Source organism: Steroidobacter flavus (assembly GCF_042651805.1).
In the GTDB taxonomy this organism is placed as follows: Bacteria; Pseudomonadota; Gammaproteobacteria; order Steroidobacterales; family Steroidobacteraceae; genus Steroidobacter; species Steroidobacter flavus.
In genome coordinates, this window is the sequence record NZ_JBHSDU010000003.1 from 717,024 (window position 1) to 736,975 (window position 19,952).

14 protein-coding genes are annotated in these 19,952 nt (G+C 62.0%); 4 read left to right on the forward strand and 10 right to left on the reverse strand.

Annotation, left to right across the window (positions count from 1 at the left end):
* Positions 1–49: 49 nt before the first annotated feature.
* From ACFPN2_RS08665 to ACFPN2_RS08675, 3 genes are all read right to left on the reverse strand, one after another.
* Positions 50–1,720 (reverse strand): methyl-accepting chemotaxis protein, encoded by a 1,671-nt coding sequence (locus tag ACFPN2_RS08665; protein ID WP_380596212.1) that lies wholly within the window; start codon positions 1,718–1,720, stop codon positions 50–52.
* Positions 1,721–1,822: 102 nt separating this feature from the next.
* Positions 1,823–2,245, reverse strand: coding sequence for a type 2 periplasmic-binding domain-containing protein (locus tag ACFPN2_RS08670; RefSeq protein ID WP_380596213.1), 423 nt, complete (start codon positions 2,243–2,245; stop codon positions 1,823–1,825).
* A 9-nt stretch (positions 2,246–2,254) separates the two neighbouring features.
* Entirely contained in the window at positions 2,255–3,472 is a 1,218-nt protein-coding gene (locus ACFPN2_RS08675) for a hypothetical protein (RefSeq protein ID WP_380596214.1), read from the reverse strand.
* A 317-nt stretch (positions 3,473–3,789) separates the two neighbouring features.
* Here ACFPN2_RS08675 and ACFPN2_RS08680 point away from each other — a divergent pair, with 317 nt between their 5' ends.
* Together ACFPN2_RS08680 and pcaD are read left to right on the forward strand one after the other, a co-directional pair.
* Positions 3,790–5,334: a catalase gene (locus ACFPN2_RS08680; protein WP_380596215.1), complete on the forward strand. Its 1,545-nt coding sequence runs from the start codon at positions 3,790–3,792 to the stop codon at positions 5,332–5,334.
* A 63-nt stretch (positions 5,335–5,397) separates the two neighbouring features.
* On the forward strand, positions 5,398–6,207 hold the full coding sequence (pcaD, locus tag ACFPN2_RS08685; RefSeq protein WP_380596216.1) for a 3-oxoadipate enol-lactonase: 810 nt from the start codon (positions 5,398–5,400) through the stop codon (positions 6,205–6,207).
* A gap of 7 nt (positions 6,208–6,214) precedes the next feature.
* Here pcaD and ACFPN2_RS08690 read toward each other — a convergent pair whose 3' ends face one another.
* From ACFPN2_RS08690 to ACFPN2_RS08715, 6 genes are all read right to left on the reverse strand, one after another.
* Complete coding sequence (locus ACFPN2_RS08690; protein ID WP_380596217.1) at positions 6,215–6,760, reverse strand: TetR/AcrR family transcriptional regulator; 546 nt, start codon at positions 6,758–6,760, stop codon at positions 6,215–6,217.
* Positions 6,761–6,887: 127 nt separating this feature from the next.
* Positions 6,888–9,965 carry an efflux RND transporter permease subunit gene (locus tag ACFPN2_RS08695; RefSeq protein ID WP_380596218.1) on the reverse strand — a complete coding sequence of 1,026 codons (3,078 nt, stop codon included), beginning with the start codon at positions 9,963–9,965 and terminating at the stop codon, positions 6,888–6,890.
* A 26-nt stretch (positions 9,966–9,991) separates the two neighbouring features.
* Positions 9,992–11,128, reverse strand: a complete 1,137-nt coding sequence (locus ACFPN2_RS08700; RefSeq protein ID WP_380596219.1) for an efflux RND transporter periplasmic adaptor subunit — start codon at positions 11,126–11,128, stop codon at positions 9,992–9,994.
* Positions 11,129–11,296: 168 nt separating this feature from the next.
* On the reverse strand, positions 11,297–12,187 hold the full coding sequence (locus tag ACFPN2_RS08705; RefSeq protein WP_380596220.1) for a CHAD domain-containing protein: 891 nt from the start codon (positions 12,185–12,187) through the stop codon (positions 11,297–11,299).
* A gap of 3 nt (positions 12,188–12,190) precedes the next feature.
* Positions 12,191–12,739, reverse strand: a complete 549-nt coding sequence (locus ACFPN2_RS08710; protein ID WP_380596221.1) for an inorganic diphosphatase — start codon at positions 12,737–12,739, stop codon at positions 12,191–12,193.
* Between the two features lie 77 nt (positions 12,740–12,816).
* Positions 12,817–15,672: a TonB-dependent receptor gene (locus ACFPN2_RS08715; RefSeq protein WP_380596222.1), complete on the reverse strand. Its 2,856-nt coding sequence runs from the start codon at positions 15,670–15,672 to the stop codon at positions 12,817–12,819.
* Positions 15,673–15,898: 226 nt separating this feature from the next.
* Between ACFPN2_RS08715 and ACFPN2_RS08720 the strand changes: the two genes are divergently transcribed.
* Both ACFPN2_RS08720 and ACFPN2_RS08725 read left to right on the forward strand, forming a co-directional pair.
* Complete coding sequence (locus tag ACFPN2_RS08720) at positions 15,899–17,218, forward strand: MFS transporter (RefSeq protein ID WP_380596223.1); 1,320 nt, start codon at positions 15,899–15,901, stop codon at positions 17,216–17,218.
* Positions 17,215–19,038, forward strand: coding sequence for a DUF8034 domain-containing protein (locus ACFPN2_RS08725; protein WP_380596224.1), 1,824 nt, complete (start codon positions 17,215–17,217; stop codon positions 19,036–19,038). The genes ACFPN2_RS08720 and ACFPN2_RS08725 overlap by 4 nt, the downstream gene beginning before the upstream one ends.
* On the opposite strand, the gene ACFPN2_RS08730 is transcribed toward ACFPN2_RS08725, so the two are convergent.
* Entirely contained in the window at positions 19,035–19,937 is a 903-nt protein-coding gene (locus tag ACFPN2_RS08730) for a LysR substrate-binding domain-containing protein (protein WP_380596225.1), read from the reverse strand. The genes ACFPN2_RS08725 and ACFPN2_RS08730 overlap by 4 nt on opposite strands.
* Positions 19,938–19,952 lie beyond the last annotated feature (15 nt).

A 19,952-nucleotide genomic window follows, 5' to 3' on the forward strand; every position in this document is an offset into this window, starting at 1 on the left:
CTGACAGGTCACCCCATCAGCGGCCGTAAGTTTCACAAACCGGCAGAGCTTAGAACTCCTGCCACTCCACGTCCGAGCCGGCCGCCTTCTTCAGAGGCTGCGGAGCCGGAGCGGCCTTGGGAGCGGCGGCGAGATGCACCGGCTTCTTGGCCACCGGAGCAGCGACCGAAGCGCGAGCGACCGACTGCTGATACGTGCCGCCCGTCGAGCGGATCTTGAACACCGAGATCATGTCGGTGAGCTTCTTCGCCTGCTCGCTCATCGAAGCTGCAACCGCCGACGTTTCTTCGGCCATCGCCGCGTTCTGCTGCGTGCTCTCGTCCATCTGCGTGATAGCGCCATTGACCTGATCGAGGCCGCTGGCCTGCTGCTGGCTGGCCGAAGAAATCTCGCCGATGATGTCGGCAACCTTCTTCGCCGCCGAGACGATGTCGGTGAGATGCTGGCCGGACTCATCCACCAGCTTGGTGCCATCCTGCACCTTGGACACCGAGTCCTGAATCAGTTCTTTGATCTCGCGAGCCGCCGTGGCACTACGCTGCGCCAGGCTGCGAACTTCGGACGCGACCACCGCGAAGCCGCGGCCCTGTTCGCCGGCACGCGCCGCTTCGACGGCCGCGTTCAACGCCAGCAGGTTGGTCTGGAAGGCGATCTCGTCGATGACGCCGATGATGTCGGCGATCTTGCGGCTGGAGCTGTTGATCTCGGCCATCGCGCTCACGGCGCGAGAGGCGACGGAGCCACCCCGCTCGGCCTGATCGCGAGCTTCGGTCGCGAGCTGGTTGGCGTGACGCGCATTGTCGGCATTGCGCTTCACGGTCACGGTCATTTCTTCCATGCTCGACGCGGTTTCTTCCAGGCTCGCAGCCTGATCCGACGTACGAGTGCTCAGGCGATCGATGCCTGAATTGATATCGGCGGCAGCCGAGTCGACCGCACCGGAAGTCGTGCGCACGTCTTGAATCAGGTTGCCCAGCTTCTGGCGCAATGTTTCGATTCCGTGCAACAGGCTGGACTCATCGCCCTGGCGCAGCTCGACGCTGGTCGTGAAGTCGCCACTGGCGATCGTGCGCACGATCTGCACTGCCGTTTCCGGCTCGCCGCCGAGGCTGCGGAACACGTTGCCGATCAACACCCATGAGCCCACGCCCAACACCAGCAACATCACCGCGGAGGTGATCAAGCTGGCGATCAAGCTGTGCTGAACGTTATCGGTGCCGCTGGCGAGCAGCGAACGGAATTCGGCGATCGCATCTTCCTGCGACTTGGTGACCAGTGCGGTCATCGTCTCGTTGGTCTTTTGCATGCGGGCGATGGCGGCGGCGGAATCGCCGGTCTCGCTGCCCAACATCATCCGCGTCGCCGAAGTGGCGGCCGAGTAATAATCGTCGAAAGCGCTGCCGAGATCGCTGGCCAGAGTGCGGTCGGTATCGACGGCCTGCAGGTCCTTGAGCGCGGCGCGCACGGCGTTGGCATGATCGGTCGCTGCGCCCAGCGCATTCTGATCGCCCTCGGCGACCGCACGCTGCAGCGACTCCTGCACGTCCGTGAATTCGGTGCGCACCACGCGCAACGACTCCACGGTGGGATATTGAACTTTCTCGACGCGTGCCAGCGCGGCCGAGGTCTTTGACGTCATTTGCGAGCTGACGGCGATGCCGATCATGATGATCACGGCCGTCATGATCGGAAGCATCCAGATTCGATGTTTGAATTTCATTTCACTTTCTTTCGGGCCGTCGTGGCCACCTCTCCCGCAACGACTACTAATTAACGGCAGCTGGCGGCGTCTTCTTGAGGACGCCGCCAGCCACCGCGAGCATTACAGCTTCAGCACGGCTTTGACCGAGCCGTCGACCGCGCTCGAGTCGACATAACCGATCGCCTTCGGATCCGCAGCCACGAACGCCTTCACATCGGCGTCGGTCTTCAGCTCTTTCGGCGGGGTGCCCTTACCCGTGAAGGTCAGACGCGCCCAGGTGGCCTTGGCCTGCGCGGCCGAGCGACCCGTCGCTTTTTCGTAGAACGTGCCACGAACCGCGGCCGATTCCGGCTGGTCGGCGAGCGTCGCCGCCCCTCCATCCGGGAACTGGCTGGAGTTGCCCAGATACAGCGCCGCGACCTGTTCCGCCGACAGGCTTGCCGCCGGGTTCTTCGGGTTCACGATCACCACCACGTCGGCGTTGGCGCCGGCCGCGGCCAGCGTCAGTGCGCACACACTCAACATTGTTTTCAGACTACGCATGAGACACCGTTAGAAAATGAAGTCGAACGAGGCGCTGACCATGTTCACCTTGCCGTCGAAGCCAGGCTGCACATTGTTCAGACCGCCCTTGCCGTCGGCGTCGATGTGATCGAACTGCAGCTTCACCAGCGCACCCTTGACGACGGAGAACGATGGGAGTTCGTAACGCACGCCCAGGCTATAGCTGTCCTGGTCGGTGGCACCGGCCTGGATCGCCGCATTGACACCGGCGTTCAGCGCCGCGAGCGGACCGGTCGCCGGAATCGCATTGCTGTGCATGTCCTGATCACGACGCAAACCGGCAAGCGTGGCGTACGGCATCAGGTTGCCGAAGCGACGGCCGTAAGTGACATACGCAGCGCTGCGATCGGGAATGAGATAGTTGCCGTCGGAACGAAGGCGCGCATATTCGGTGGCCAGGAAGTTCGTGCCATCGTCGTATTGCACGCCGACGTTCAGATTCTCGATATCCGTGCCGTCGATACTGAGGCGGTTTGCCTCGGAGGCGCAGGCACCGCAGATGTTGGAGGGAATCGCGCGCAGCGGATCGGTCAGCTCCGCGGTGGAGTTCGTCGATGTCTCGAGCGTGAGCTGCGAGTAGCCGAAGCGTGCCTGGAACGAGCCCCAGGTCGCCGTGGTCGCCAGGCCCGCCCAGTCCTTGCCATCGATCGTGCTACTCGGCACGTCCACTTCGCTCTCGCCGAAGTAGGGATTCACGGCGATGGTGACGGCTCCGAGCTGAGTGCGCCAGGTCGCATCGACTCCGAGGATCTGATAAACGGGCGAGAGGTTATAAACTTCCAGCGGTGCGCGCACCCAGGTATTGGCGTAGCCGATGAAGATCGAATCCGAATACATGAACGTCGGTGCGCGCAAATAGCCACCGCGGAAGCTCAAGCTCTGCACCGGCTGCACGCGAACGTAGGCCCAATCCAGATGCGGCTCCCAGTCGCCCGTCAAGTCGGCATAAGCGACGCCCTGCACGGTCGCGGAAATCAGCTCGTTGAACTTGGCGGTCACCTGCACACCGAGCTTGGAGTCGGTCTCGAACGAGCCGTCCTTGTCGATGCTGTCCGGCTGCGAAACCAAGCCGACATCGGCGTCGTTCGTATCGCTCTGTGCATAAGCCGCGGTCGAAAAGCCGCTGTATGAAAAATCCACCGCCGATGCAACGGTCGGCAACGCTGCCGCAACCGCCAACGCGATGATCGAGAAACGTGAGGACATGCGGAAACACTCCATAAGTTGTGTAGCGATGGAGCCACACTTTTATTGGCCAGGCCCCATGACACCTGCACTATCGGCGTCGCATCGCAACGACTTGATTTGATCTCTCCTGATGCCGCACTGCCGGAAATCTCTAGGGGCGACGCCGGGGAACCCTTAAGGCTGGAAGGGGCGTCACACTTCGGGCAAGAACGCGCGTTGACAGCGCAATCAAGGGCAAGACCTCGTCTATGGGCCCGATCCGATCAATCGATTTCTGTGATCTGCGTCCGACGCGTACCTTGCCTGACACCGACTAATGAAACAGGCGCAGCTCGATGAATGAATCAGATGTGAAACCCGCGACCGCCGTCACACTCACGACCAGTGCCGGCAACCCCATCGCCGACAATCAGAACTCGCTGAGCGCCGGCCCGCGCGGACCGCTACTGCTGCAGGACTATCAGTTGATTGAGAAGCTCGCTCATCAAAATCGCGAGCGCATTCCCGAGCGCGTCGTGCATGCGAAGGGCTGGGGCGCCTATGGAACATTGACCGTGACAGGAGATATCTCCTCGTACACCAAAGCGAAGGTGTTACAGCCTGGCGCGAAGACCGATCTGATCCTGCGTTTCTCGACCGTGGCGGGTGAAGCGGGCGCGGCCGATGCGGAGCGCGACGTGCGCGGCTTCGCGCTGAAGTTCTATACGCCCGAGGGCAACTGGGACCTGGTAGGAAACAACACGCCGGTGTTCTTTATTCGCGATCCGCTCAAGTTCCCGGATTTCATTCGCACACAGAAGCGCCATCCGCGCACCAATCTTCGTTCGCCGACGGCGCAATGGGATTTCTGGTCGCTGTCGCCGGAGAGCCTGCATCAGATCACGATGCTGTTCTCGGATCGCGGCCTGCCGACCGACGTGCGACATATGAATGGTTATGGCTCGCACACGTACAGCTTGATCAACGATGCCGGCGAGCGCGTGTGGGTGAAGTTTCATTTCAAGACCCGGCAGGGTCATCGTCACTGGACCAACGCCGAAGCGGCACAGGTCGTCGGTCGCACTCGCGAAAGCACTCAGGAAGATTTGTTCTCCGCCATCGACCAGGGCGACTTCCCGCGCTGGACCCTGCAAGTGCAGATCATGACCGAAGCGCAGGCGGCCGCGTGGTCGGATGAGACCGGCTTGAATCCCTTCGACCTCACCAAGGTGTGGCCGCATCGTGACTTTCCGTTGATCGAGGTCGGCGTGCTCGAGTTGAATCGGAATGCGAGCAACTATTTCGCGGAGATCGAGCAGGTCGCGATGTCACCCTCGAACATCGTGCCGGGCATCGGCTTCTCGCCCGACCGCGTATTGCAGGCTCGTATCTTCAGCTATGCCGACGCGCATCGTTATCGTTTGGGCACGCACTATGAAGCGTTGCCGGTGAATGCGCCGAAATGTCCGGTGCATCATTATCACAAGGACGGCTCGATGCGGTTCTTCCAGAACGACACTGGCAACAGCGATGCGTACTACGAGCCGAACTCATTCAACGGCCCGAAGCAGGATCGGCGTTTCGCCGAGCCGCCGCTGCCGTTGCATGGCGACGCCGATCGTTACGATCATCGCTCCGGTAACAACGACTTCATTCAGCCTGGCAATCTGTTCCGGCTGTTCGATCCGGCCCAGAAGCAGCGACTGTTCGACAACATCGCAGCGGCGATGCAAGGCGTGCCAGAGTCCATCGTCCGACGCCAGCTCGCACTGTTCACGAAGTGCGATCCCGCATACGGCGAAGGTGTACGACGCGCGCTGAAGCTCGATCCGATCGGCGACGACCGGATCAAAGGCACCAGCGCGACAGACGAAGCGAAGGAAAGTAACGCCCTCGCCTGAACCCGGAGCTGCTGGCGACTGTTGTAGGATAGGGCTTGTGGTTTTCGCGCAGGCCCTATCCTCATGAAGCAAGTCACCTCACAGGATGTCCAACTTCGCGTCGAGCACACGCCCCGACCGGGCGCGCCCGCGCTGTTGTTGCTGAATTCGCTGGGCACGTCGTTGGAGATGTGGGATGACCAGTTCGAAGCGCTGAGCGAGCGCTTCGAGCTGATCCGCTTCGATGCACGCGGTCATGGCAAATCTACAATCGGCACTCACAAAGAGGCGACCATCGATTTGCTGGCCACCGATGCACTCAACGTGCTCGAGGCCTGCGGAGTCGCACGCGCTCATCTTTGCGGTCTGTCCTTAGGCGGAATGATCGCGATGCATGTCGCCGCCAAGTGGCCGGACCGCGTGCTCAAGGCGGCGTTGTGTAATACCACGCCTCACATGCCTCCGCGCGAAACTTGGGACACGCGCATTCAAACCGCACTCACGCAAGGGACCGCGCCGCTGGTGGAAGGCACGTTGGGACGCTGGTTCACGCCGCAGTTTCATAAGGCGCATCCCGAAAAGATCGACAAGATCCGCTCGATGCTGCTGGAAACTTCGCCGCAGGGCTACGCGGCCTGTTGTGCGGCCATTCGCGAGATGGATCAGCGGGAGTCGATCAAGAACATCACCGCGAAGACGTTGATCATCGGCGGCACACAGGACGTCGGGACGACGCCGGCGATGGCGGAATCGATGGCGAAATCAATTCCGGAGTCGAAGCTGGTTTTGCTGGAAGCCGCGCACTTGTCGAACATCGAGCGCAGCGAGGACTTCAATGCGACGTTGATCGAGTTCCTGCAGGGCGAGCTGGCGCCGCCCGTGACCCAGTCTTAAATAAAGTTTATGCGGCGCCCAGCTTCTGCAATAGAGCGGCGCGCTGTTCGGAGCTGATCTCGTAGCAGTTGAACAGATCGGCCAGCCACATGCCGTCGGCCACCAGGCGCAGATGCAATTCCTCGAGCGAGGTTTCGCCCGGCAAAGCATCGGGGTGAGCCATGTTCATCCGTGATCGCACCCGGGCCGCCAGCTCGGGCTGCGCCGTGCAGATGATGGTCAGGGCTTTGAACACCTGCTCATCCTTGGGCAGCTCGCCCATGCGCGCCACCACCTGCAGATAAGCCTTGGCCAGGCTGCCGCCCGCGGCCTGACGCTCGACTTCCAGCTGCAGCTGTTCGGCGAGGTAATCGGCCAGCGCTTCGAGCAGGGAATTCTTCGAGTCGAAGTAATACAACAGCCCGCCCTTACTGACATGCGCGGCTTCGGCTACAGCATCCAGCGTCAAAGCGGTGGTGCCTCTCTTCAGCACCAGGGTTGCAGCGGCATCCAGCAGTTGTTGCCGTCGATGGCTCGCGGCACGGGCACGAACAGAAGTTGGAATCGTGGACATGACACCCAGGTTGCGACGGAGACGGGGCTTATCAAGACGCCGGCGCGAGCCTTAGGGGAATGCCTAAGGCCCGCGCCCAGTGTCGTCGATAGCGATTTGGACAGGCGGTGCCCGCCTCAGTTCCGCCCTACACCGGCTGCGCGACCGGTGTGCCCGCGAGTTCTTGCGCCGGGTCCTGCTTGCGATGATCGGCAGCAATCAGCGTGTAGAACACCGGCACCACGAACAGCGTGAACAGCGTGCCGACGATCATGCCGGTGACCAGCACGATGCCGATACTGTTCCGCGCCTCGGCACCGGGGCCCGATACCAACACCAGCGGGAAGTGCCCGAACACTGTGGCCGCCGAGGTCATCAGCACTGGACGCAGGCGGGTCAGCGATGCCTCACGCAAGGCTGCGACTTTTTCCACGCCGCGCTCCTGCAGAGTGTTCGCGAACTCGACGATAAGTATGCCGTTCTTCGCGATCAGGCCGACCAGCGTGATCAAGCCCACTTGGGAGTAGATGTTGATGGTCGTCATGTCGAGGAACGTGAACACCAGCGCACCCGAGATCGCGAGCGGCACCGATCCGAGCAACACGATCAACGGATCGCGGAAGCTCTGGAACTGCGCAGCCAGCACCAGATAGATCAGGATCAGCGCGAAGCCGAGCGTCGCCGTCAGCGCCGCGCCTTCATGACGAATCTGTCGCGACTCGCCGGCGTAATCGATCAGCACGTTCTCGCCGCCCGCTTTCTTTGCCGCGGTTTCGAGCACGCGCAGACCTTCTTCCTTCGTCACCCCGGGCTGCACGCCACCGAAGATGCGCGCCGAGTTACGTTGCGCGAATCGATTCAGCGTGCGCGGACCGGTCTCCGATTCGATGTGCATGAAGGTGGACACCGGCACCAGTGCGCCACTCGGTGTCTTGATCTTCAAATCGAGCAGCGGATCGAGCGTCGCGCGGTCCTTGTCGCCGATCTGCGGGATCACCTTGTAGCTGCGGTCGAAGTAATTGAAGCGGTTCACGTACGCGCCGCCCAACAACGTACCGAGCTCACGACCGACGCCCGCGAGATCCAGGCCGAGATCGGCCAGACGCTCGCGATCGAGCACGACTCGAGCCTGCGGCAGATCGATCTTCAGGTCCGTATCGACGTACAGGAACTTGCCACTGGCCCAGCCGGCATTGAGCACCGCCTGCGTGGTCGCGAGCAATTCTTCGATCGACTGCTCGTTCTGCACGATCATCTCGACGTCATATTGACCCGGTGTCGGCAGCGGCGGATCGAGACGCGGATACACGCGCAGCCCCGGCACTTGAGACACGGCACCGTAAACCTCGCCGTACATTTGCTCGGTCGAGCGATCCCGCTCCTTCCAATCCTTCGCGACCAGACCGCCGAAGCCGCCCCACGCGGCCGTCAACGACCACATGAAGTTCGCCTCGGGGAATGCCGTGAGCGCCTTCACCACGTTGAGCGAATCGCGATTGGTCGCAACCAGCGACGAATCCGGCGACGCTTCGAAGAACAAGCTGATGTGACTTTGATCTTCGACCGGCGCCAGCTCCTGGCGTGAATACATGAACAACGGCCACGCCGCGAGCGTAACGAGCACGGCCATTGCGACGATGCCCCAGCGCATATTCAGCGCACCGTCGAGCAACTTCTCATATGTACGACGGACCGCATCGAAGCCGCGATTCACGATGGCGGTCAGCTTGCCCTCGTGACCATGCTCATGCACGAAGCGCGAGCTCATCACCGGCGACAACGTCAACGCGACGATACCGGACACGACGACCGCGGCCGCCAGCGTGATCGCGAACTCCAGGAACAACGAGCCCGTGAGACCGCCCTGGAACGCAATCGGCGTGTACACCGTCGCCAGCGTGATCGTCATCGCAATGATGGGGCCCGCCAGCTCTCGCGCACCCGCGAGTGCGGCCTCGACCCGAGTTTTTCCTTCGCGAACGTGTCGCTCGACGTTTTCGACCACAACGATGGCGTCGTCCACGACCAGTCCCACCGACAGCACGATCGCCAGAATCGTCAGCAGATTCAGACTGAAGCCGAACGCAATCATCACGATGGCCGCGCCCACCAGCGACACCGGCATCGCCACCAGCGGCACCAGCGCGGTACGAATCGAGCCCATGAACAGGAACACGACGATGGCCACGATCAGCACGGTCTCGCCCAGCGTCTTGGTGATTTCTTCCAAGGCACTGCGCATGAACATGGTGCCGTCCCACACCAGCTTCATCTGAATGTCGGCCGGCAAAGTCGGCTCGATGCGTTCCATCTCGTCACGCAGGTGTTGCGCGACTTCGATTTCGTTCGAGCCGGGCAGCGGCCACACGCCGAGATACACACTTTGCTGGCCGTTGTACTTGGCCACCATCGCCGCTTCTTCGGCCCCGAGCTCGACACGCGCCACATCGCTCAAGCGCACGATGGCGCCGTCGCGATCGGCGACGATCAGATTCTCGAACTCATCGACCGCGCGCAGATCGGTATTCGCCAACAGGTTCACCTGCACCAGGTTGCCCTTGGTCTGACCGACCGCGGCGAGATAGTTGTTCCGGCGCAAGGCGTCGTGCACGTCGCCCGGAGAAAGATTGCGGGCCGCGAGACGATCCGGATCGATCCACACGCGCATCGCGAGCGGCTGCGCTCCTTCGTAACTCACGCGCTGCACGCCTTCGAGCGTCGACAACTGCGGCTGCAAAGTGCGCGACAACCAGTCGGTCAGTTCAGGCACCGAGCGGTCCGGTGAAGTGAAGCCGAGATAGAACGTCGCATACGGACGATCGGCACGCTGCACTTCGACCACCGGCGGCTCGGCCTCCGCCGGCAATTCAGAACGAACCTGCTGTAAGCGAGCAGTGACTTCAGCCAGCGCATCGGTGCTGTTGTGATCCAGTTTCAAGCGCACGGTGACCGTGCTCAAACCGGCGCGGCTGGTCGATTCGACATAGTCGACACCACTGATTGCCGAGACTGAGCGCTCGATGGGCGTCGTCAGAAATCCACGAACGGTCTCGGCGCTGGCGCCGGTGTAGACCGTCGAAATAATGACCGACGAGCTTTCGACGCTCGGGAACTGCTGCACCGGCAGGTTGAACAACGCCCGCGCGCCGACCAGCACGATGACCAGATTGACCACCACCGCGAGCACGGGGTGTTTGATGAAAATGTCTGTGAACGATTTGTTCATGGCAGGCAATCCGTTGGCTTGGCCCGTTACATCGTGGTGGCGATCGGCTTCTTCGCCGAGTTCAGCGCCACCGACTCTGGCGGATTGGTCACTGCGACCAGTGCAGCTTCACGCAGCTTGAACGAGCCGGACGCGGCCACTTGTTCGCCGGGCTCCAGACCTTTGGTGATGACCACATCGTCACCGGCCATCGCATCGACCACGACTTCGCGCAGACGCGCGCGGGTCTTGCCCTTGTCGTCCGTGACCACGACGAACACATGATCGCCGGCGGGTCCTTTGCGAACGGCGCTGGCCGGAATGGCAGTCGCCATCAACGGAGTGCCGACCGGCACTTGAACACGCACTGACGCACCGGGTGCCGGCGTCTGCGCCGAATTTTTGATCTTCGCGCGGACCGCTGTATTACGCGTCGTTGGATCGACTCGCGCATCAATGGCGAGAATCTCGGCCTTCACGCCCGTGGTATCGCCGGAAGCAAACACATCTACTTTGTTACCCGCGTGCAGCGACGCCGCGACCTGCTGAGCGACGGTGAAGTCGACGTAGGTCGAATCATCCACGCCCTGCAACGTCGTCAACAGCGCGCCTTCATTCAGATATTGGCCGGGGTGCACATCGGAAATACCGATGCGGGCCCGGAATGGCGCACGAATGATTTTGCGATTGATGACCGCTTTGATACGGGCGACCTGCGCCTGCACCACTTCCTGCTCGGCCCGTGCGGTATCGACTTCCATTTCCGACGCCGCGCGATGCTGACTCATCCGTTGCATACGAGCGAACTGGGTTCGGGCCAGCTCGGCCTGCGCTTGCAGGGCCTGCAAATCTGCCTCTTCTACGGACACATCGAGCGCCACCAGCACGGTGCCGGCTTCAACGATCTTGCCCGGCTCGAGCGACACTTGACGGACGGTGCCGGGCAATTCGTTGCGGACCGTAATGGAGCGCAAGGCGACCACGGTGCCGATGGACGTCGTGGTCCGAATATGCTCGTGCTCACGAGCCACCGCTGTTACCACCGATTCCGCCGGCTCCGGTTGATTGGCCGCTGCTGCGTCCGATTCAGCAATGCTCGATTGTTTCCAGGCACTGAGCAGCACGCCGGACACGATTACCGCGCCGACGAGCAGTAATGATCCTATCCATTGAGGCGATTTCATGAATTCCCCTGAGACGTTCCAATCCTGCGAGAGGGATGCAAGGTATTCCTTGCCCAGGAACGGACCAATCAGGGGCGGCGAAACTCACTCGTGCCCGACAAGCAGGAATCGACAGAGCGTTGATTGATGCTCGCGATAACAAACGAGGCAAGGGCTCTCGTTAAGGAGTCATTCCGTGCGCCACTGCTGCCAGTAGTCACCGATGCGCTTGATGAAACGACGCGGCTTTTCTTCGAAAATTCTCGCGCCCAGCTCGCAGGCTTTGTCCTGTAACTTTTTGCGGCGGCGATCCAGCACCGCAACCAATGCGTCGTAATCCTTGCCTTCGAACGCGTCCTGATGGGCTTTGAGCTTGGTATGCAACACCGCCAGGTCGTGATCGTCGCCCAGATGCTCGGACAGCTTGTGAGCCTGATCGGCCAGCTCCTTCAGCAGCCCCGGCCATGCGGGCTGCAGGATCTGCAGTTGATGCCACAAATATTTCACTTGTTTACGCCAGTCGTGCAGATCCTCGCTGTCCCGTGAGCTCGCGGCCGCTTTCATCCCTTTCCTGCCGCCGCGATAGATACGTTCCAGCCCGCCGCCAATGACCTCCCAGTCGTCGCCTGTCATATTCCAACGCGTGCTGCGGGCTGTGACTTCACGCAACGCCTTCCGCTGTTTGTTCGCCAGGGTCTGGGTGATGGCCTGGCGGGCCGATGTTTGTTCCTGGCGCAGCACGCGCCGAAACTTGTCCAGTTTCAACGACCGGGTGGCCGGCTCGAACCGTTCGACCAGATCGTCCAGCGCGGCGACCAGCACTTTACTGTCGCGAGCCACGCCCAGCGGCTTGGCGGCATCGCGCAGGGCCATGTTCTCGCGCCGATACGCGATCTCGCCCATCGCCTCGCGCAACAATCGGAGTGCGGCCCGGGATTTCTTCAGCTGCTTGCGGGCGTCGTGAATGTGCGCGTCGGTGACTCTTTTCTTATGGAGCGAGTCGCCAGCACCGGCCACCCACTCCTGAAAAATTCGCCGCACCCCGGACAGACCCGCTTCGTCAGGTTGCAACTCGGCCATCGGTTACGTGCCCTTGCTCTTGCTCTTGTCGAATTCGCGGACGGCGTCGCGAAACATCTTTTGCGCCTGCCGTGCACCGCCGCGCCCCGTGATCCTGAACTCACGGCCCTGCGCCTGATTATACGACCGGAAAAAATGTTCGATATCCTTCAGCCGCGGCTCGTCCACCTGTTCGAGCTGCGTTATTGCCGGTTTGTTTACGGGGGTCTCGAGGGTCGCCAGCAATCGATCGTTACGGATCAGCTTGCGCCGCTCTTTCTGCACCGCCCGGATCACGCCGATCAAATGTACGTGCACGAGGCAGCCGGGAAACAACGGCGCCTCGGTGAGCACCAACACATCCAGCGCATCGCCGTCCTCGGCACAAGTGGACGGAATGGAACCGAAGTCATAAGGAAACGACATGCCGACCGGCAGAATACGACTCAGTTTCAGCAGACCGAGCTCAGCATCGAACTTGTACTTGTTACGACTGCCCTTGGGGGTGTCGATCACCACCCGCACCAAGCCGGTGTCCGGGTCCAGCGCGGGCAGCTCCATGGGATTGGGCATGGCGGTCTCCTCTTGAATGCAAGAGGCGAGCCCGGCAGGGAGTTCCGGCGGCGGCCGAAGCCGCCGCCGGCAGGGGGTCAGAAGCGGACGCGGGCGCCGAAATAATATTGACGGCCGGTGTTGTGGTAGAGCACCACCCGATCGTCCGTATCGATATAGAAGTCCTGGAACTCGTCCGTCAGGTTCAAGGCTTCGAGCGTGATCGACAGCGCGTCGGTGACTTTATAAGACGCCGATGCATCGACGGTCAGCGACGAATTCACACCCTCTTCGGTGCTGCTCTCGCGCGCTCCGCCAGCGAACGCCGTGACATAGCCGGAGCGATACGACACCGAGCCACGCAGACTCAGACGCTCGTCTTCATAGAACAACGTGGCGTTCGCGGAATCCTTGGACAGGTTCGTCAGCGGGCCGCTCACCGGCGCGCTGCCGCCCGGACCGGGATAGTCGATGTCGGCATCGACATAGGTGTAGTTCGCGAGCACACCGAGGTTGGACAGAAAGCCCGGCAGGAAGCGCAACTGATGCTGATAGTTGAGCTCGAAGCCGTTGATCTTGCCGCCGTCGCCGTTGACGACGCGGCGGTACTCGAACAGATCGCCGGGCTGCACGTTGGTGCCGTTCAACAGGCTGGCCGGCAGGCCCAGCGAGGAGAACGGCACCGAGTCCGCGATGTTGGTGCCGCTCAGCGTGCTGATGTCCTTTTGGAACAAGCCGACCGACAGCATCGAGCCCGGCGCGAAATACCATTCCGCGGCCAGGTCCAGATTGGTGGCCTTGGTGGGATCGAGGAACGGATTGCCGGTGTTGTAGACCCGATTCGACGGCAGAATGGTCAGCGATCCACCCGGCGACAACGATGCCAGCGTGGGCCGCGTAATGACTTTGGCGGCGCTGAAACGAACCACCACATCCTGGATCAGCTCGGCCGCGAGATTCAACGATGGCAACCAGTTGCCATACTCGCGCTCCACTCGCAGCGGACTGATGTCGACCGAGCCGTTGGGATTGGTGATCGCGGCATAACCCAATGTGTCCTGCTTGGTGCGTGCATAGCGCAGACCGACATCGCCGCGCAAAGTGATTGGCCCCACCGGCACGTCGAAGTTGGCTTGCACGAAGCCGGCGTATGCATCTTCTTGCACCGACGCCCAGTTACTGCGCGCGGTCGCATTCTCGATACCATACATACGCAGATCGATGCTCTGGCCGTTGACGGTCGTGACACAGTCACAATACAAATTCAGCTGCGACACCATCGCGTTGTAGTTTGGAATGACGTAGCTGCCGTAGTTGGGATCGCCGGTCAACGCGCTCAACGTCGTCGTCAGGCTTCTGAGCTGATCCGCCGTCAACGTCGGCGTCTGCGTTTCGGCGACCGCGCGGCGATACTCGCGACTGTCGTATTCAAACTTCCGTGCCTCGCCGCCGAAGGACACTCGCAGCTCGGGCACGACGGTCCAATCCGCCACCAGCTTGGTGCTGGTGAATTCGTTGTCGGCGTAGTTGCGCCGGATACGCAGATCCGACACGCCATTGGTCATGGTCCACGCCGCGGGATCGGTCGGATCGAAACCGAGATTGATGACGGGCTCGCGACTGTTGGCGCGGTAGTCCCACGAATAGCCGTCGCTGTCGGCCCGATCCAGCGTGATCGTGGTCTGCACCGGATTGCTGAATTCCGACTGCGAACGCCCCACGAACGCGGTGGTCTTGAAGCTGTCAGTGAACTGATATTCGAAGGCCGCGGTGTATTGCTGAAACTCGGTTTCCAGCTCGTCGTAGCGCGACTCGATGCGCATGTCGACATCGTCGAACACGCCATACACCAGCTCGTTCTGAGCATTCACCACGCCGTCGCGGATGATAGTGAACGGCTTGCCGCCGGCCGACCCTGTGCGACTGAACGACAGCGCTTCGATGTAATTTTCAGCGCGCGTGGTCTGGGCGTTCGAGTACAGAGCATCGATCGTGAGCATGGCGCGATCGGACGCGCGCCACTGCAACGAGCCCGTCACGCCCAGACGCTCGATTTCGTACTGCCAGTTGTCGTAGCGAGGAATGCGGGGATGATAGAGCAGCTGATCCCAGTTACTGCCGTTGCCGGCGGGCGAAGCGTTGATCTGCGCGACGGTGTAGCCAGGCAGCGTCGAGGCCGCATTGAAACCGCCGTTCGCGCCCGACGGTCCCCAACGCACGGTGCTGTGCCCTTCTTCCAGCACATCGCGCTGAGACCACGCGACGGACACGAGCGCGCCGAGCGTCGACTCTGCGTTCTGCCAGCTCAGCAGACCCGCGAGGCGCGGATCGGTCGATTCGGACAGATCGTTGTAACCGCCTTGCGCCGAGCCGGCCACGACCCACTGATCGGTGAAATCGAGCGGGCGCGCGGTCTGCAAATCCACGGTCGCGCCGAGCGAGCCTTCCTCGACATCGGCCGACGCCGTCTTGCGAACGGTGATGGAGTTGAACAACTCCGAGGCGAACACGTTGAAATCGAAACCGCGACCGCGATTGACGCCGCCGTTGGCATCGGCACCGCCAGTGGTCGCAACCGCTTCCATGCCGTTGATACGAACCCGGGTGAAATCCGGACCGAGGCCGCGCACGGACAAGGATCGACCTTCGCCGCCATCGCGGGAGATCGCGACGCCCGGCACCCGCTGAATCGACTCGGCCAGGTTGTTGTCGGGAAAATCCGCAATGTCCTCGGCCTTGATGACGTCGACGACGCCGCTCGCCGCGCGCTTTTCATCCTGAGCGGCATTGACGCTGCCACGAAAGCCCGTGACCACCACTTCCTCGAGGCCGCCTTCGCTGCCGGTCGAAGTGGCTGCGTTTTGCGACGTTTCCTGCGCCTGTGCGGACCCGGCACACAAGGCCGCGATGGTCAGAGCCAGAACCGGCGAGCGCCGGTGAATCGGATGCGACACGATACGTTTCCCCCCAACTGCGACGCTCATTGGCGGCGTCATTCGATGCTTCGTTGGGGTTACCTTAGTGCCGTCGCCCTGGCCAAAGCGAATTCCATGTCGGCATCGCCCGATGCGGTTTTGGCAATGATGCCGCCCGTGGATCGATCCATAGAGTATTTGACTTAGACGCCCCAGCGCCCACCGCCTAGCATCCAGCAACACTACGAGAGCGACGAGGGGGAGCATGTCGATCGCCGCCATCGCCGAACGGCGCACCCAGGTGCGCTACTTCATCATCTTTTTCGTTTTCATCGTCACCTCGATCAATTACGCCGACCGCGCCACGTTCTCGATCGCCGGCAGCGACGCCGCGCGCGAACTGGGCCTGTCGCCGATTGCCACCGGCTATATTCTCTCCGCCTTCGCCTGGGCCTACGCGCTGGCGCAGATTCCCGGCGGCGCGCTGCTGGATCGTTTCGGCACCAAGCGCATCTACGCGGGCGCCATCGCCGTCTGGTCGGTGTTCACCTTCCTGCAGGGGTTTGCCGGCTTCATCGCCGGACTGTCGGCCGTGAGCATGCTGTTCGCGCTGCGCTTCCTGGTCGGTCTGGCCGAAGCGCCTTCGTTTCCCGGCAATGCGCGCATCGTGGCCGCCTGGTTTCCGAGCAGCGAGCGCGGCACCGCCTCCGCCATCTTCAATTCGGCGCAATACTTCTCGCTGGTCGCGTTCGCGCCGCTGATGGGCTGGGTCGTTCACAATCACGGCTGGCGCGCGGTGTTCTATGTGATGGGCGGCCTCGGGTTGCTGGCGGCGCTGGCGTTCATGCGCTTCATCCACGATCCGGTGCGTCATCCGGGCATCAATCAGGCGGAATTGGAATACATCGAAAGCGGCGGCGGACTGGTCGCGCTCGATCAGACCAACGCAGGCAAAGGCAACGCGTTTCGCTGGTCCAACGTGAAGCAATTGCTCGCCAACCGGATGCTGCTCGGTGTGTATCTCGGTCAGTACAGCATCAACGTGCTGACGTATTTCTTCGTCACCTGGTTCCCCATTTATCTGGTGAAGGAACGCGGCCTGAACATTCTCGAAGCGGGCTTCGCAGCGGCGGCTCCTGCATTGTGCGGATTTGTCGGCGGTGTGCTCGGCGGCTATGGCTCGGACTGGCTATTGAAACGGACCGGCTCGCTCACCATCGCGCGCAAGACGCCGCTGCTGATCGGAATGCTGCTCGCCACGCTCATCATCGCCTGTGTGTACATCGAGCAGGAGTGGCTGGTGGTCACGGTCATGGCGATTGCATTCTTCGGCAAAGGCATTGCGTCGCTCGGCTGGGCGGTCGTCTCGGATGTCTCACCGCGCCAGCTGGCCGGACTCACCGGCGGCGTGTTCAACATGTTTGGTAATTGCGCCGGCATCGTGACCCCCATCGTCATCGGCTACCTGGTCGCGGCCAGCGGTTCGTTCGACAGCGCATTGATCTTCGTCGGCGCGCATTGCCTGCTGACCATCTTTGCGTACTTCGTCATCGTCGGACCGATTCGCCGGCTGGAGCTGCAGTGAATCGCCGGCAGTTCGTTGCGAGCGCGGCCGCCCTCGCCACGTGGCCGGCCACAGCGAGCTCCGCTCTGGTCGCCGCGACGCCCATGGCGCCGCCGGAATGGGCGTTGCTACAGCGAGAGCTGCTGCGCGCTCAAACCGAAGCGTGCGAAACCTTCTATGCGAAATATTTCGATGACCGCAGCTACTTGCGCGCCTTCGAGCGCTGGGGCGCGAACGACGGCCCCGACGATGCCATCGAGCAGGTCAACGACTGGGCGCTGTTACATGCACTCGGCGGCTCGGATCGCATCCTCGAGTTGTACCGCAAGGCTTGGGAAGGCCATCTGCAACAGTACTCGAACGTGCGGACCAGACAGGTCGAGCTCGGCCGTCGCGGCATGTATGTACGCGAGTTTCCGCCGCAGATGGACTGGCAACACATCAGCGAAGGTCTCACGACGTTCAACCTGATGGGCTTGTCCACGCCGCAGGATGCCCGGCTCATCGAACGTGCGCGCCGTTTTGCCGGGTTCTACACTGGCGACGATCCGGGCGTGCCGAACTACGACTCCAAACATCGCATCATTCGCAGCGTCTTCAACGGTAGCGCCGGGCCGCTGCTTCGGCCGGCGACCGAGCTGGACTGGGCCGGCGATCCGTTCGATGTTTCCAAGTTCAAGATGGAACACGGCGAGCGAACCTACGAAGAGACGCTCGCGCATTACCGCGAGTACACCGATATCGTCGGCGACAACCCGCTCAATCTGCATGCGACCACACTGGCATTGAATGCCTTCATGCTCACGGGAGATCGCAAGTATCGGAGCTGGGCGCTGGAATATCTGGACGCGTGGGTTGAGCGTGCCGACGCCAACAGCGGCCTCCTGCCGAGCCTCATCGGGCTGGACGGTCGCATCGGCGGACCGAGCGGCAAATGGTACGGCGGTGTGTATGGCTGGGGTTTCAGTCCCATCGTTCCGCAAACCGGTCAGCGCGAAGACCGCAATCGTGTGCCGCGCTCCATCGTGGCTTTCATGAATGCGAGCCTGCTGACCGGCGACGATCGTTACATGCAAGTCTGGCGACGCCAGAGCGAAGTTATCAATCAGCAGGCGCGCACCATCGATGGCAAGTTGCACACGCCGCGCATGTATGGCGAGCAAGGTTGGTACAGCTTCGCGCCCGGTCCCTATCGGGCCAATGCATTCGAGATCTGGTACGTCTCGATGCGCACCGGCGATCGCGAGCTGGCCGGCGATCATCCGTGGATCGCGTTTCTCGAAGGGCGCAACGCGAATTATCCGGTCGAGGCACAACGCGCGGCATTGAATCGCGTTCGCGAACGGATCGCAGCCATGCAAGCGGATAAGAGCACGCCCGAAACGCGACTCGCCGACAACGCCATCGATATCAATCCCGCGACAGTGACGGCATTGATTCAACTGTCGCAGGGCGGACTGCATATCGCGCGCCCGCCGTGGTCGAGCACGTCGCCCCACCAGGGCGGCGCCCCCCTGCACTGCCGGTTGAGATATTTCGATCCTGAGCGCAGGCGAGCGGGCCTGCCGCCGGATGTCGCCGCATTGGTCGATGAGCTGGGCGCCGATCGCACCGGTGTGACCCTGGTGAATCTCAATCCCGTAGGCTCGCGCGTGGTCACGATCCAGGGCGGAGCCTATGCCGAGCATCGCATCGAAGCGGCGACGCTGGGCGAACGACGCATCGATATCGGCAACTCCGCGTTCGACATCGAGCTGCGGCCGGGCTGCGGCGCGCGTTTGCAGCTGAGCATGCGACGCTATAGCAATGCGCCGACGCTGGCGTTTCCCTGGATGCGTTAACGCGCTTCGGCGTCGATGCCGAACTCGGCACAAAGATTCAACATCGGCTGTAACGCGGGATTGCCATTGTCACGACGCCACACCATGTGCAGCTCGACCGGCTGCGCGGGGCGCGTCGTGAATTTCCGGAACTGAATCGCGTCCATGTGCAGCTCGATCGCCGACGCCGGCACGATGGCGGCCGCCAGCCCCGCGCGCACCAGCCCCAGCATCGAATGAATTTGCGTCACGTGCTGCACGTACTCGGGCAACGCGCCGGCCGCCTCGAATAGACGAGTGAGCATGTTGTTGAAATAGCCGGCGCCGAGGCGCGAGTACATGATGAGTGGCTGGCTGTCGAAATCGCTTGGCGTCAACGCTGATTTATCCGCACGCGGATCGCCGGCAGGCAACGCGGCCATCAACGACTCTCTGAGAATGAGCCGCGATTCGAAGCTCGCCTGTTCGACCGGGGGCCGCACAAAGGCGATATCGATCTGACCGGTCATCAGTCCCTCGAACTGATCCGCGGTCACCATTTCGAACAACTCGAGCTCGAACTGCGGCAACGACGCGCGGGCACGAGCCACGATACGAGGTAGAAAACTGTAGCCCGACACCGCGGTGAACCCGATGGCCACCCGGCCCGTGTCGCCTTTGGCAACCCGGCGTGCCGCGAGCGCCGAAGTCTCGGCGAGACGAATGATGCGACGGGCTTCGGGAAGGAACGTGCTGCCCGCGGGCGTGAGCTTGACCTGACGGCTACTGCGCTCCAGCAGCTGGACGCCGAGCCCTCGCTCCAACAATTGGATCTGCCGGCTGAGCGGCGGCTGGGTCATGTTCAGTCGCACGGCCGCCCGGCCAAAGTGCAGCTCTTCGGCGGTGACCACGAAACAGCGCAGCTGACTGAGTTCGAACATGCATCGACATATAGC